Source organism: Microbacterium sp. AG1240 (genome assembly GCF_003635115.1).
In the GTDB taxonomy this organism is placed as follows: Bacteria; Actinomycetota; Actinomycetes; order Actinomycetales; family Microbacteriaceae; genus Microbacterium.
In genome coordinates this window covers 705,771-719,795 of sequence record NZ_RBXJ01000001.1, presented here as the reverse complement: position 1 = coordinate 719,795, position 14,025 = coordinate 705,771, and the positions used below count along the sequence as shown (strand labels likewise).

Here is a 14,025-nt window from a genome sequence, read left to right as displayed (position 1 = left end):
CATGAACACCACCACGACCCAGGATGCTGTGCAGGGCCATCTGATCGGTGGCATCGCGACGTACGGGGCGGCGACGTTCGAGGTGCGCAACCCGGGGCGCGCCTCCGACATCGTGGGGGTCGTCGCAGACGGGACGGCGGAGGATGCCGCGCGGGCGGTCGACGCCGCAGCCGCGGCGGCACCCGGATGGGCGGCGACGACGGTTGCGGATCGCGTCGAGCGGCTCCGCCGCATCGCCGACGCCGTCGACGCCCACGCCGACCGGCTCATCGATCTCGCCACGCGCGAGAACGGCAGCATCGTCTCGACCATTCGGCGCGAGGTCGCAGCATCCGCCGGCTCCTTCCGCGACGTGGCCGACTACCTCGAAGACGCCGTGGCGCCCAAGACGATCGGTGATCCTGGCACCGACGAGTTCGTGCGGGTCGAACGCCGCCCCTACGGGGTCGTGGCGTGCGTCGTGCCGTGGAACGCGCCCGTGCTGCTCACGGCCAACAAGCTCGCCCCGGCGATCGCCGCGGGAAACGCCGTCGTGCTCAAGCCGTCACCGTTCGCCCCGCTGGCTGTCTCGCTCCTCGCGACCCTGGCCGCAGCAGAGCTCCCCGAAGGCGTCATCGCCATCGTCAACGGCGACGCCCCCGTGGTGCGCGCCCTCGTCGACGACCGGCGCGTGCGCAAGATCTCGTTCACCGGCGGCGGGGCCACCGCGAGGCACATCATGCGCCAGGCGGCGGACTCGCTGCTTCCCGTGCATTTCGAGCTGGGCGGCAACGACCCGGCGATCGTGCTCGCCGACGCCGATCTCCCGCTCGCCGCGGAACGCATCGCGCAGTCCGCCTACAGACGGGCCGGGCAGGTGTGCTTCGCCACCAAGCGCGTGTACGTGCAGCGCGAGATCGCCGAGGAGTTCGAACGGCTGCTGGTGGCCCGGGTGTCGGCGATGACCGTCGGAGACGCCCAGGACGAGCGGTCGGACATGGGGCCGGTGAACAACCCGGGGCAGTTCGCCCGGGTGAGCGAGCTGCTCGAGCGCACGCGCGCAGCGGGGCGCGACGTGCGCGTGCTCGGCTCCCGGCTGGATCCCTCGACATGGGACCAGGGGAACTTCCTCCTGCCCGCGCTCGTGCTCGACGCCCAGCAGGGCGACGAGATCGTGCGCGAGGAGCAGTTCGGACCGATCCTCCCCGTGATCGTCTGCGACACCGAGGAGCAGGCCATCGCCTTTGCGAACGACACGGAGTACGGCTTGTGCTCGTCGGTCTGGTCGACGTCGCGCGAGCACGCTCTGGCGGTCGCGGGGCGGATCGAGGCCGGGGTGACGTTCGTCAACAGCGCGATGTTCTCGCACACCGGGACGCGAGAGATCCCGATGGGCGGATGGAAGCAGAGCGGCATCGGGTGGGAGGGGTCCCCTCACGGAATCGACGAGTATCTGCAGTTCCACAGCGTCGACGTGCAGCCGATCCCCGGCTCGGCCGCCTCATGACGCCGCACGAGAGCACCGCCGGCGCGCTCATCGTCGATGCGCTGCGCGCCGCGGGTGTGACGCACCTGTTCGCGAACTTCGGCAGCGACCACCCCGCGATCATCGAGGCGTTGGCGCAGGACCGGGAGAACGGGATCGACACGCCCGTCGTCATCCTGTGCCCCCACGAGTACAGCGCGCTGAGCGCGGCGCACGGGTACGCGCTCGTCACCGGTGAGCCGCAGGCGGTTTTCGTGCACACCGACGTCGGGACGGCGAACCTGGGCGGCGCCGTGCACAACGCCGCGAGGTCGCGCGTGCCGGTGTTCGTCTTCGCCGGGCTGACCCCGTACACCCTCGAGGGGGAGCTCCCCGGGAGCCGGAACTCGTTCGTGAACCACCTGCAGGACGTGGCGGATCAGCACGGGATCGTGCGGCCCTACGTCAAGTGGAGCTACGACATCCGCACCGCGGCGAACACCGGCCAGATCATGCACCGCGCGCTGCAGATCGCCCGCAGCGCCCCCGCGGGCCCGGTGTACGTGACCGCCGCCCGCGAAGCGCTGGCCGACCGCGCCCTGCCGGCTTCCATCGACGTGGCGAAGTGGGCGCCCGTCGCCGCGAACCCCGCGTCCGAGGATGCGGCGGATGAGATCTTCGCGGCGCTGGCCGCGGCGACCGCCCCGGTGATCATCACGACCTACCTCGGTCGCGACCGCGCATCCGTCGCCGCGCTGGTCGAGCTGGCCGAGCGACTCGGCATCGTCGTCGTCGAACACAACGCGGAGGTGCTGAGCTTCCCCCGGCAGCATCCGCTCCACGGCGGAGACGATCCCCACCGGCTCCTGCGCGAGGCCGACGTGATCCTCGCCATCGACACCGACGTGCCCTGGGTCGACGCGATCGGCCGCCCGCGGCCGGACGCCCGGGTGTTCGTGGTCAACGAAGATCCGCTGCAGGTGTCACTCCCCCTCTGGTACGTGCCCGCCGAGCGGTTCGTCGGGGCCGACAGCGGACTCGTCCTGCGACAGCTGCTCGATCGCTGTCCGCCGGCTGCCGATGACGCCGCAACGCTCCGCGCCGCCCGCGGCGCCGATCTCGGCCGAGCCGTGCGACAAGCATGGGACGACGAGGCCGACGCCGACCGCGACGCCCGGAGGCTCACCGCCGCGACCGTCGCCCGCGCACTCCACGACCTGCTCGACGACGACGCGATCGTCGTCAACGAAGCCATCTCCGCGGCGCCCGCCGTGTGGAAGCATCTGCCCCGCGAGCTGCCCGGAACGCTGTACGGCAATCGCGGAACGTCGCTCGGCTGGTCGGGGGGCGGAGCGCTCGGGGTCAAGCTCGCCGCACCCGATCGCACGGTCGTGAGCATCGTCGGAGACGGCACCTTCTTCTTCAGCGCACCCTCGTCGACCTACTGGATCGCCCGTCACTACGGTCTGCCGGTCCTCACCGTCGTGCTCGACAACGGCGGATGGAACGCGACCAAACGCAATCTGGAGCGCCTGCACCCGGACGGAGTAGCCGCCCGGACCGATCGGCTTTGGGTGAACCTGCAGCAGAGCGCCGACTTCGGCGGTGTCGCCGCGGCGGCCGGAGACGCCTGGAGCGGGCTCGTCACCGATTTCTCGGAACTCCACGCGGCGCTGCGCACAGGCCTTGCGAAGACGGCGGAAGGCGTCTCCGCGGTCGTGACGGTGCGCATGCACGCGATCTCCGACCAAGCATCCGAACCGACGACGACTCACGAGAACACGACACCGGGCGCCGACACCGCGTCGCTCGGAGAAGGGCACACGACGTGACCGACGACAACCGCCGAACCCACCTGCGCATCGCGACCGAGGAGGCCTGGGCGCCGAGCGAGCTCATCGCCCTCTACCGCCGGCATCTGTCGGAGCGCACGATCGACGACATCGGATTCTCGAGCCTGATGGGATACTTCCTCGGCTCGACGCACCCGCAGCCGCAGGCGGTCGTGGCGCGGCTGCAGAGCGCGGCCGAAGAACGGATCGCCGACATGGACGCCACGGGGATCGACCACCAGGTGCTCGCCCTCACCGCCCCCGGCACCCAGGTGCTCGACGCGCGGGAAGGCATCGACATCGCCCGTCTCAGCAACGACCGCCTCGCGGCACTGAGCCGGGAGCACCCGACCCGGTTCTCCGCGCTCGCAGCCGTCTCGTTCGAAGACGTGGATGCGGCGGTGGCCGAGCTGAGGCGGGCCGTGACCGAGCTGGGCCTGAAGGGACTGATCCTCAACGACCACATCCGCGGCTCGTACATCGACCATCCCCGCTTCGCGCCGCTCCTCTCCGAGCTGGAGTCACTGGACGTGCCGCTCTACCTGCACCCGAACACACCGCCCGACAGCATGATCGCGCCCTATCACGAGGCGGGCCTGGACGGCGCCGTCCACGGGTTCGGTGCGAGTGCGGGCCTGCATCTGCTGCGCATCATCACCTCGGGCGTGCTCGACCGGCACCTCGGTCTGCGCGTGGTCGTCGGGCACCTCGGCGAGGGGCTCCCGTTCTGGCTGCACCGGATCGACCACATGCACGCCAAGCAGGTCGCGTCGGGGAGGTACGAGAGCATCAAGCCTCTCCGCCAAGCGCCGTCGGCGTACTTCTCGAGCCAGATCTGGTTGACCACGTCGGGGATGCCCTGGGCACCGGCGATCATGTTCACGCGCGAGGTGATCGGCGCCGACCGCGTGATGTACGCGATGGACTACCCCTACCAGTACGACGCCGCGGAGGTGGATGCGCAGGAGGCCCTGCCGATCAGCGACGCCGAGAAGGCCAACTTCTTCGAGCGGACCGCCCGGAGGGTGTTCTCGCTCGACTTCTGACGTGTCCGCAGCATGAACACGAAAGCGCCCCTTACGAGGGGCGCTTTTCGTGGTAGCGGGAGCGGGGCTTGAACCCGCGACCTCACGATTATGAGTCGTGCGCTCTCACCAACTGAGCTACCCCGCCGCACAGCATCCGGTGGAGTGACATGGATGCTTCGAGCCCCGAGACAGGTTTGAACTGTCGACCCCTTCCTTACCATGGAAGTGCTCTACCACTGAGCTATCGGGGCGTACCCAGCGATGCTGGGCAACTAGAAGAGAATACCAGAGCCGCGGCATCCTCAAGAAATCGAGTCAGCCTCCGGCGTGCTCCCGGAGCCACGGGATCGGGTCGATGGCGGTCGTCCCGCCCGCGAGGATCTCGAAGTGCGTGTGCGCGCCGAACGAACGGCCCGTGTTGCCGGTGTTGCCGACGACGGTTCCGACGGTGATCTTCTCGCCCGCCGAGACCTTGAGCGACCCGTACTGCATGTGGGCGTAGCGGCTCGAGACCAGTTCGCCATCGATGATGTGATCGATGACGACGGTGACGCCGTATGCGCCGCCCGACTCGGTCGCGATCCGTACCGTGCCGTCGGCGATCGCCTGCACCGGAGAGCCGGCGCCCGGTACGAAGTCGGCACCCTCGTGCATCTTGCCCGAGCGCATGCCGAAGCCGTAGGTGATCGGCACGCCCACAGAGAACGGCCACTGGATGGCCGCCGTCGGGTCGTTGACGAAGAAGTCGGAGAAGTTCGTGATGCCCGAGTCGGCGGCGATCTTCGCCAACGACGCGGCCTCGTACCCGTCGGTGCGCTCCAGCGAACCGGCCTGCACGTCGGCGGGGGCGACATACGCCTGGATCTCGCCCGGCTCGCGCGCGACGTCCGAGGCGACGAGGAGGTTCGCGCTGGTGGACGACGTGCCCTGGGCCGCGGCGACAGCCCCGACCGGGGTCGTCATGCCGACGGCCATGAGCCCGACGACGCCGAAGACGCCGATCGAGAAGGAGGCGGTCGCGACGCGCTTGAACGACAGGAGCCCGCGGCGACGTGCGGGCACGTGCGCGGCCTCCGCGGGAGCATCATCGGCGAGGGCTTCGGCGGCGACCTGCACGGGAGTCTCACCGGTGAAGGCGAACAGCCGGGCAGCGGCCTCGAATTCGTCGAGGGCCTCCTGCGCCCGTGCGTCGGCGGCGGCCGCCTCCGCCGAGGCGACGTCGGCGGCGAGCGCTTCATCGGCTGCGGCGGCGGCGAAGGCGATGGGGCCGTTCGACGCATCGCCCGGCGTCAGCAGCTCGAAGACCGCGGGGGTCTCTCGCGGGGGGCGCACGCGTGAGCGGCGCGATGCGGTGGGCAGGACGATGGGAGACGTCGGCAGCAGCGTGGGCGTCGGCTCGGCCGTGGCGGCGACGACGGCCTCCGCGACGGGAACGGATGCGGCGGGAACGTCGGCGGCGGGGCGTGAACGACGACGCGCGGGGGCGACAGGGGCGGATGCGGCGGGACGGGGCTCGATCGCGGCCTCAGCCGCGGGCGATCCCTGGGCGAGGCGACGCAGCTCGGCTCGCGTCAGTTGCCGCGGCTCGGCGGCGGCGGGCGCCACGGAGGGGCGAGTCGACCGTCGCGTGCGAGCGGGCTCGACTTCGGGGGTTTCGGACAACGCGCAGAGTGCTCTCGGGTCGTGTCGCAGGCGCGACGGAATCGGGCTTTTCGGGGCGTCTCCGCCGTTCGGGCGACGAAGATAACGATCGGGTAAACACTACATCGGACGCCCTGGGAATGCCATGTGGGCGACCCCGACCGACGGGCTCAATAGTCGATCAGGGCGTCGAGCCGGGGGAAAAGCCCTGGTCCGGCGACGATCGTCATTTCTCGGCCCGGAACACCGCCCGGAGCCCCCGCCACCACGGCGCCCGCCTCGGTGGCGAGCAGCGCCGCCGCCGCGTGGTCCCAGGGCTGGAGTCCGCGCTCGTAATAGCCGTCCATGCGCCCCGCCGCGACGTAGGCGATGTCGAGGGAGGCCGCACCGATGCGGCGGATGTCGCGCGCGATCGGCATGATGCGCGCCTGCTGCTCGAGCGCCGCCGCGTGGGTGGCGGGGTCGTAACCGAACCCGGTCGCCAGCAGCGCCCCGGCCGGACCGACCTCGTCGTTCACGTGCAGCCGGTGCTCTCCCAGCCAGGCGCCGCCCCCACGGGAGGCGCGGAAGAGTTCACCGACGACCGGGTTGTAGACGACGCCCGCAAGCGCCGTCCAGGTCGCCGTGTCGGGCTCGCCGTCGCCGTCCGCCACCTCGACGGCGGCGATGCTGACGGCCCAGGCCGGGATGCCGTAGGCGTAGTTGACGGTGCCGTCGATCGGATCGACGACCCAGGTGATCCCCGTGCTGCCCCGCCCCGCACCGCCTTCCTCGCCGAAGAAGCCGTCGTCCGGACGCGCCGCGGCGATCCGGTTGCGCACGAGCATCTCGACCTCCCGATCGGCCTCGGTGACGATGTCGGCGAGCGCCGACTTCGTCGCCGCGATCGTGACCCCCTCGGTGCGGCGGCGGTGGGCCAGCTCCCCCGCTTCGAGGGCGATGTCGACGGCCAGGCTCAGCAGCTCGCTCGGAGAGGTCATGCCTCCACGCTAGTGCGGCGCGCAGCATCCGGCCTCGTCCCTCCCTCCCCGCGACCCGCCCTCTCCCCGGCCCTCCCGCCCCGCGCCCTCCTGCCCGGGCCCTCTCGCCGCGGGCCCTCCCGCTGCGTCAGCGCCGACCCCGGGCCCTCCCGCCCCGGGCCTCAACCCCCAGCCCCCAGCCCTCGCTCCCCAGCCCCCAGCCCCCAGCCCGAACTCAGGATGGACGCGCCACCCTCGAGGTCGCGCCCCGTCATTCCGCGGGGTCTTCGCCGCGCCGCGCTTTTCATCCTGAGTTGTGGCCGCACGGCCCGGCGTCACCACGGAGTACCGAGGCGGCGACACCGGCGGCTCCGGACCGCCCCGCCCGGGTGCCGGGACCCGCTGAACGGGGCCGGAGCGACCGGGAGCCTCCGGGGGCGCGATGCACCAACTCAGGATCAGACGCTCGCCACGAAAAGCCGCCCGCGCAATGGCGGGCGCCGCGGGGGCTGAGCGCGCATCCATCCTGAGTACGGTCGAGAAGCGCACGAGCATGGCGGGTCGGAGGCGCCTCGGCACCGCTCGGCCGGCCGGCGGAGGGCCTCGCAGGTTCGGAACCGGCCGGCGGGGCGCCGCGCAGGCCCCGGACCGACCGGCGGCGCGCCACGCGGTCCGGACGGACCGGCGGGCGTCTGGCAACCGCTGAACCCGGGCGGCACGGTGGGTACCGTGGAGGCATGAGCCGCGCACCCTTCGCCCGCACGCACGACGTGGTCATCGTCGGAGGGGGCCACAATGCGCTCGTCGCCGCCGCCTACCTGGCGCGGGCGGGGCGCAGCGTTGTCGTGCTCGAACGCCTCGGAGCCGTCGGCGGAGCGGCGGTGTCGGAGCGCCCGTGGGCGGGCGTGGATGCGTCGCTGTCGCGCTACTCGTACCTCGTGAGCCTGCTCCCCCGCCGCATCATCGACGACCTCGGGCTGCGCATCGACCTGCGGCGCCGACGGTTCTCGTCGTACACGCCCGACCCGGCCGACCCGAGCCGCGGCATCCTCGTCGACACGGCGGATGCGGCGGCCACCGAGGCCTCGTTCGCCCGCACCGTCGGCGACCCCGACGAGGCCGCCCGTTACGCGGCGTTCACGTCGCGGATGGGGCCGCTCGCGCGCGCGGTGTTCCCCTCGATGACGGAACCCCTCACCACGGCGACGGCCGTGCGCGAGCGCCTCGGCGACGACGCCCTGTGGGCCGACGTCGTCGAGCGCCCGTTGGGCACCGTGCTGCGACGCTCGCTCGCCTCCGACCTCGCGCGTGGCATCGCCCTCACCGACGGGCTCATCGGCACCTTCGCATCGGCCGACGACCCCTCCCTCGACCAGAACCGCTGCTTCCTGTACCACGTGATCGGGGGCGGCACGGGCGACTGGGACGTCCCCGTCGGCGGCATGGGACGCGTCTCGGCCGAGCTCGAACGCGCCGCGCGCGAGGCCGGCGCCGACGTGCGGGTGAACGCCGACGTGACCTCGGTGACCCCCGACGGCGAGGTGCACGTCGGCGGCCGCGATCCCGAGGTGCTGCGCGGACGCCTCGTGCTCAGCGGGGTCGGGCGCGACGTGCTCGAGCAGCTGCTGGCCGCCGGCGCCGCCGCCCATGTCACTCCCCCGCCGACCCCCGCGCCCCCGGTCGCCGAGGGCGCACAGGTCAAGGTGAACATGCTGCTGCGGCGGCTCCCCCGGCTGCACGACGAGACGGTCGCGCCCGAGGCGGCGTTCGCCGGCACGTTCCACGTGAACGAGACGATGACGCAGCTCGACACGGCTTACGCCCAGGCCGTGGCCGGCCGCGTGCCGTCACCGCTTCCGGCCGAGATCTACTGCCACTCGCTCACCGACCCGTCGATCCTCGGCCCCGAGCTGCGCGCCGAGGGCGCCCAGACCCTGACCCTGTTCGGGCTGCAGGTTCCGCACCGGCTGGTCGAGGGAACGGATGCCGCGGCGAGCCGCGCCGCACTGCTGGCCGCAGCGCAGCGCTCGCTCGATTCGGTGCTGGCCGAGCCGATCGCCGACGTCGTCTACGAGGCGCCCGACGGCAGCCCGTGCATCGAGGCGCGCACGACCGCCGACCTCGAACGGTCGCTCGGAATGGTCGGCGGCGACATCTTCCACGGCCCGCTCTCCTGGCCGTGGGCCGACGACGACGCCGACCTCGACCGCCCGGCGGCCCGCTGGGGCGTCGACAGCGGACTCGAGCGCGTTCTGCTGTGCGGGTCGTCGGCCCGCCGCGGGGGCGCGGTCAGCGGCATCGGCGGTCACAACGCGGCGATGGCCGCCCTGGAGCTCCTCGGCGCCTGACGCCCACACGCGAGTTGCCCCGTCCCGGGGCCTCCCGCAGAGCGGTGGGCCCGGAACGGGGCAACTCGTCGAGCGCGGTCAGCTCGGGGGCATCGGGGGCGGCGGCGGGAAGCCCTGGTAGCCGGCGGGCGGTGCGGGCGGCTGCGGAGCCTGCTGCTGCTCGACCGGCGGATGCTGCGGAGCGGGCTGGCTCGGCTGGCCGGTGTAGTACGCGTTCCAGTCGGGCGAGCCGTCGGGCAGCACCGGGAGCGGCGTGACCCCGTCGGCGTAGGTCGGCCACGGCTGCGTCGCCGGTTGCGCGGGATGCGCGTACCCCGGGGTCTGCTGCGGGTAGCCGGGGGCGTATCCGGGCGCCTGCGCGACCGGCGCGTATCCCGACGCATCGGGCACCGGCCTCTCACGCTTGGGGGCGAACAGCGCATTCACGAGCGGAACGAGCGCGGTGCCGACCGCGGCGAGGATCGTCACGGCGACCACGATGCGCCAGTAGAGGTCGTGGAAGTCGATGAACTCGTGGAAGGTGAGTGGCAGCACGAGCAGCACCGCGAGGACGGCGACGAGGCCGATGGTGACGAAGCCGGTGGCTCGGGTGAAGGCGGTGCTGTTGCGCGCCATCGCCTTGGCGAACAGCCGCACGTGGAGCACGGCGAGCTGCAGCACGAGGATGATCGCGAGGAATGACACGAAACGTCCGAAGCCGCCCGTGTAGTCGAAGGGATCGACGGGCATCCAGATGAGGAATGCTCCGAGCAGCAGCGTCACGACCCAGACGACCATGCTCGTCAGGGCGAACCAGTCGGGGCGGCGCGGGGCGAGATGCGTCTCGAGGATCGCCACGCCGGCGAACGCGGCGAGCAGCAGGATCGTGAGGAACGCCCGGCCGATGAGCCCGTTCTCGGGGCCGACGAGCACCCAGACGACGCAGACGATAGCCGCGGCGATGAGCGCGAAGATCGCGACCCATATCGCCCAGCGCAGAAGCTGGGGGCGCGGTGCGCCCTGGTCGGCCGCGGGAGCGGGCTGCCCGGAGTACGGGGACGGTGAGTGGGGAGCGGTCATGTGGTCCTCCTCCGCGAGGGAATCGCTCCCATCCTGTCACGCGTCGCGTTCCGCGACCGGTGCCGTACGACTTCCGTGACCTCCGGCCCGCGAACCGCCCCTGGGGAGGAGACGACGCGGGCCTGGCGCCCGCGCGCACACGGGCCGGCGCACCGGTGCCGCCGCCCCACCGCGAACGGCGCGTGACACCCGTCCCCGCGTTCAGAATTAAGGAAGAAACGGCACCGACGTCGCGGACGCCAGCCGCCGACCGCGTTTCCTCCTGGATTTCGGGCACCACGGGCCCGGAACGGCCGGGGGCGACGCGCCGCTCGCGACGGCGACACCCCCGGCCGCTGATGCGGATCAGCCCGCGGCCACCGCGATCTCGTTCGGCGTCACCTCGAGCTCGCCCGTCGCGACGACCTCGCCGGTGGTGAGATCGACCGCGTGCACGGCGTTCGCGGCCGGCTCCGTCACGTAGGCGATGTCGCCCGCGACGACGATCGCCGGGTGCGCGTCCTGCCATTCGGCGGGGCCGTCCCAGGGCTCGACCACGGGGAACGCGTCGGTGATCTCACCGGTGGCGGGGTCCATCACGTGGATCGACCCGTCGGTCGCCAGCACGTACGCCATGTCGGCGGGCCCGCGAGCGAGGTCGCGGAACGTGTACTCGACGCCCGCGGGCAGATCGATCACCTCGTAGGTGCCGGCGGCGGTGTCGATCAGGGTGACCGCCTGCAGCAGGTAGCCCTCGGCGTCGGGGTCGTTCTTGTAGTCGCCGAGCACGATGGGGCTGGCCTCGGTCACGAAGGCGTTGCCCATCCGACCGTACGGCTGGTCGGGGGCGGTGAGCTTGGTGATCTCGCCGTCGCGGTAGATGAGCGCGCCGTCCTCGCACCCGAAGACGACGACCTCGTCCGCCACGGTCCCCTCGCCGTGCACGCCCGGGCAGTCGGCGCTCTCGGCCACGGTGACGCCCGACGCGTCTTTCGCGATGATCCCGGTGCGTCCGTCGGCGTTCCCCACCGTGGTGAGGAAGGTGCCGTCCTCCAGCACGAGCGATACACCGTGGTGCGCCTCGACGCCCGCGATCGTCTCGACCTCGGGAAGGGCATCGGATGCTGCGAGCTCGGCGGTGTCGAACACGGTCGTGTCGCTCGTCCCGTCGGCGTACAGGATCGTCTTGCCGGCGTGGCGCACGACGTGACCGGGCTTGTCTGCCGCGAACACCAGGTCGGTCAGCTCGGCCTGATCGGTGGAGCCCGCACCGGTGTCGAGCACCTGGAAGCCCTCGCTCATCGTGACCATCACGTGCCGGCCGTCGCCGGCCGGGTTCAGGCGGGTGAACTCCTCGCTGGTGAGGTCGGCGACCGTCTCGAGGGTGCCGCCGTCGAGAACGAGGATGCCGCCCTCGTAGGCGACCGCCACGCGCGCACCCGCCTCGGGGGTGCTGCTGGGGGCCGCGCCGGGGCCGCCGGCGGCCGGCGTCGAGCAGGCGGCGAGCGTCACGGCGGCGCCGAGCGCGAGGGCCGTCAGGCCGATTCTTCGTGCGGTGGGGAGGTGCATGGATGCTTCTCTTTCTCTCGGTGTGCGGATTCTCAGGGCGAGAGTCCGCCGGCGATGCGCTGCGTGTTGACGCGCATCATGGTCAGGTAGTCGGGGGCTGCGCCCTGGGGTTCGGTGAGCGATTCGGTGAAGAGCTCGATGACGTCGACGTGCACGTCGGCCTCGCTCGCGAGGGCCTGCACCAGCCGGTCGGGCGACGACGATTCGGCGAAGATGGCGGGCACGCCGGTCTGCTCGACGGCGTCGACCAGGTCGGCGAGGTCGGACGCACTGGGAGCGGCCAGCGTCGTGCCGCCGGGGATCACGGCCCCGATCACGGCGAAGTCGAACCGATCGGCGAGGTAGCCGAACACGTGGTGATTGGTCACCAGCGCCCGCCGCCCGTCGGGGATCGCCGCGAAGGCCTGGGTCATCTCGGCGTCGAGCTGCGCGAGCTGAGCCCGGTAGGCTCCGACGCGCTCGGCGAGGGCCGCGGCATCCATCCCGTCGATCGCGGCGAGCGCGGGCTCGAGGGCGTCGACGACGTCGATCATGCGGGCGGGATCGGTCCAGAAGTGCGAGTCGGGCGAGCCCTCCGCGTCGCCTTCGGCGTAGGCGAGCACGTCGATCGCGTCGCCCGCGACGAAGGCCGGCACTCCGTCGGCGGCGGCCGCGTCGAGGTGCTGCTGCAGCCCCTCCTCGAGTCCGAGGCCGTTCGAGACGACGAGGTCGGCCGAGCGCACACGGGCCGCCTCCTGCGCCGAGATCTCGAACGAGTGCGGGTCGGCGTTCGGCTTCATCAGGGTGAGCACCTCGACCTGGTCACCGGCGAGTTCGCCGACGACGTCACCGAGGATGTTCGTCGACACCACGACGAGCGGCCGGTCTGCGCCGCCTCCCGGCGCGCACGCGGAGAGGGCGGCCACGAGGGCGACCGCGACGATCGCGCCGACCCGACGCACCATCATCGCCCCGTCTCCGCGACGAACGCCGGGGCCGATTCGGTCTCGAACGTGCGGGCGAGGCGCGCCCCGTCGGCGAAGTCGATCTCGAACATCCGCCGCTCGACCGGCGCACTGAGGTACGCGCGCTGCTGGTCGGCGATGAGCACGGGCGCGGCCCCCGCCGAGAGCGAGTCGGCGACGAGGGGTTCGGTCGCGGCGAGCTGCGCGCCCGTCTCGGCGTCGAGCACCAGCATCCGCCCGTCCTTCGCGAGCGCGAGCACGTGCCCGTCGGCGTCGTCGACCGCGGTCACCGCCTGCAGCGGCGCGGGTGCGGGCAGCAGCGTCCACGCGCGAGCGCGGGTGTCGAGCAGCCAGACGGCGCTCTCTCCGGCGAGCGCGGCGACGGTCGGCCGCCCCTCGCGGTTCGCGAACGTCTCCGCGCGGGGCGCGGTCGCGCCCTGCGGGTAGGGGATGCGCTCGATCGTCACCCCGTCTGTCGCGGCGGTCGCGAGGAGCGCGCCGTCGTCGCATCCGACCACCGCGCCGACGCGGGTGGTGATGGTGCCGCGGGGGTCGACGCACGCCGCGACCTCGCCGGTGGGCGCGCCGTCGCCCGACCGCACGGCGACCTCGTCGCCCCGGGCCACGAGGGCGAACGAGCCGACCGGCACCACGAGACCGCCGTCGTCGACGCGGAACCGCTCGACGACCTCGCCTTTCGACAGCGCCTCGGTGTCGAGCAGCACCGACTCGCCCGAGCCCGCGAAGAACAGGCCCGTGCCACCGGTCGTCGACGAGTTCGTCGTGGCGACCGTGACCGGCCCCTCCCCCTCGACGGTGCCGAGCAGGCGAGGCTCGGCGCGGTAGTAGTGGAAGTGGTCGACGTGATCCCAGGTCCACACGCCGCTGTCGACGATCTCCACCCCGTCGCCCGTCTCGACGAACAGGTATCGCCCGTCGGTGGTCATACCGACCGGCGGCGCGGTGGAGCCGATCTCGGTGACGCTCTCGTCGAGCAGGTCGAGGTGGCGCACGGCGCCGTCGGCGTCGACGGAGGTGAGCCCGGTCGCGGGCTCCGCGAGCTCGGCGGCGCCGGCGATCTCGCCGTGTCCGTCGCCGGTCTCGGTCGAGGCCGGCGGCTCTGGCGTGGCGCTCGCGCAGGAGGCGAGGGCGAGGGAGCCGACGAGGGCGAGGGCGAGGGGAAGGATGCGGGAGCGCACGGGTTCCTTTCGGGAGGGGATGA

General features: G+C 72.3%; 10 protein-coding genes and 2 tRNA genes. 4 read left to right on the top strand and 8 right to left on the bottom strand.

The genetic code is table 11. The annotated features are described in order from the left end of the window. Position 1 precedes the first annotated feature (1 nt). Genes DEU34_RS03340 through DEU34_RS03330 form a run of 3 tightly spaced genes read left to right on the top strand, consistent with a single transcriptional unit; the run spans position 2 to position 4,322 of the window. Positions 2 to 1,486: an aldehyde dehydrogenase gene (locus tag DEU34_RS03340; RefSeq protein WP_183042346.1), complete on the top strand. Its 1,485-nt coding sequence runs from the start codon at positions 2 to 4 to the stop codon at positions 1,484 to 1,486. Continuing rightward, entirely contained in the window at positions 1,483 to 3,276 is a 1,794-nt protein-coding gene (locus DEU34_RS03335) for a thiamine pyrophosphate-requiring protein (RefSeq protein WP_183042345.1), read from the top strand. Before DEU34_RS03340 ends, DEU34_RS03335 begins: the two co-directional genes overlap by 4 nt. After that, positions 3,273 to 4,322, top strand: coding sequence for an amidohydrolase family protein (locus DEU34_RS03330; RefSeq protein ID WP_220659920.1), 1,050 nt, complete (start codon positions 3,273 to 3,275; stop codon positions 4,320 to 4,322). Before DEU34_RS03335 ends, DEU34_RS03330 begins: the two co-directional genes overlap by 4 nt. A gap of 50 nt (positions 4,323 to 4,372) precedes the next feature. Here the strand turns inward: DEU34_RS03330 and DEU34_RS03325 are convergent. From DEU34_RS03325 to DEU34_RS03310, 4 genes are all read right to left on the bottom strand, one after another. Next, positions 4,373 to 4,449 (bottom strand) — tRNA-Met (locus tag DEU34_RS03325). Between the two features lie 34 nt (positions 4,450 to 4,483). Then, positions 4,484 to 4,555, bottom strand: a tRNA-Thr gene (locus DEU34_RS03320). A gap of 64 nt (positions 4,556 to 4,619) precedes the next feature. Further along, positions 4,620 to 5,909, bottom strand: coding sequence for a M23 family metallopeptidase (locus DEU34_RS03315; protein WP_121148806.1), 1,290 nt, complete (start codon positions 5,907 to 5,909; stop codon positions 4,620 to 4,622). A gap of 206 nt (positions 5,910 to 6,115) precedes the next feature. Further along, entirely contained in the window at positions 6,116 to 6,925 is an 810-nt protein-coding gene (locus tag DEU34_RS03310) for an inositol monophosphatase family protein (protein WP_121148805.1), read from the bottom strand. Positions 6,926 to 7,641: 716 nt separating this feature from the next. On the opposite strand from DEU34_RS03310, the gene DEU34_RS03305 reads away from it, so the two are divergent. After that, the gene (locus tag DEU34_RS03305) at positions 7,642 to 9,252 is read left to right on the top strand and encodes an NAD(P)/FAD-dependent oxidoreductase (protein WP_121148804.1); all 1,611 of its coding nucleotides are present in this window, start codon (positions 7,642 to 7,644) and stop codon (positions 9,250 to 9,252) included. A gap of 78 nt (positions 9,253 to 9,330) precedes the next feature. Here DEU34_RS03305 and DEU34_RS03300 read toward each other — a convergent pair whose 3' ends face one another. The 4 genes from DEU34_RS03300 to DEU34_RS03285 all read right to left on the bottom strand — a co-directional run bounded on the left by DEU34_RS03300 (position 9,331) and on the right by DEU34_RS03285 (position 14,002). Then, positions 9,331 to 10,311 (bottom strand): hypothetical protein, encoded by a 981-nt coding sequence (locus DEU34_RS03300; protein ID WP_121148803.1) that lies wholly within the window; start codon positions 10,309 to 10,311, stop codon positions 9,331 to 9,333. A gap of 345 nt (positions 10,312 to 10,656) precedes the next feature. Beyond that, positions 10,657 to 11,859, bottom strand: coding sequence for a zinc metallochaperone AztD (gene aztD, locus DEU34_RS03295; protein ID WP_121148802.1), 1,203 nt, complete (start codon positions 11,857 to 11,859; stop codon positions 10,657 to 10,659). A gap of 32 nt (positions 11,860 to 11,891) precedes the next feature. Further along, positions 11,892 to 12,803 carry a zinc ABC transporter substrate-binding protein AztC gene (gene aztC / locus DEU34_RS03290; RefSeq protein ID WP_121148801.1) on the bottom strand — a complete coding sequence of 304 codons (912 nt, stop codon included), beginning with the start codon at positions 12,801 to 12,803 and terminating at the stop codon, positions 11,892 to 11,894. Continuing rightward, on the bottom strand, positions 12,803 to 14,002 hold the full coding sequence (locus DEU34_RS03285) for an ABC transporter (RefSeq protein ID WP_121148800.1): 1,200 nt from the start codon (positions 14,000 to 14,002) through the stop codon (positions 12,803 to 12,805). The genes aztC and DEU34_RS03285 overlap by 1 nt, the downstream gene beginning before the upstream one ends. Positions 14,003 to 14,025 lie beyond the last annotated feature (23 nt).

Bases quoted from the DNA above. Each gene is read 5' to 3' on its own strand.
- DEU34_RS03300 (WP_121148803.1), bottom strand. From the start codon at position 10,311: ATGACCGCTCCCCACTCACCGTCCCCGTACTCCGGGCAGCCCGCTCCC.
- aztD (WP_121148802.1), bottom strand. From the start codon at position 11,859: ATGCACCTCCCCACCGCACGAAGAATCGGCCTGACGGCCCTCGCGCTC.
- DEU34_RS03305 (WP_121148804.1), top strand. From the start codon at position 7,642: ATGAGCCGCGCACCCTTCGCCCGCACGCACGACGTGGTCATCGTCGGA.
- DEU34_RS03310 (WP_121148805.1), bottom strand. From the start codon at position 6,925: ATGACCTCTCCGAGCGAGCTGCTGAGCCTGGCCGTCGACATCGCCCTC.
- aztC (WP_121148801.1), bottom strand. From the start codon at position 12,803: ATGGTGCGTCGGGTCGGCGCGATCGTCGCGGTCGCCCTCGTGGCCGCC.
- DEU34_RS03340 (WP_183042346.1), top strand. From the start codon at position 2: ATGAACACCACCACGACCCAGGATGCTGTGCAGGGCCATCTGATCGGT.
- DEU34_RS03335 (WP_183042345.1), top strand. From the start codon at position 1,483: ATGACGCCGCACGAGAGCACCGCCGGCGCGCTCATCGTCGATGCGCTG.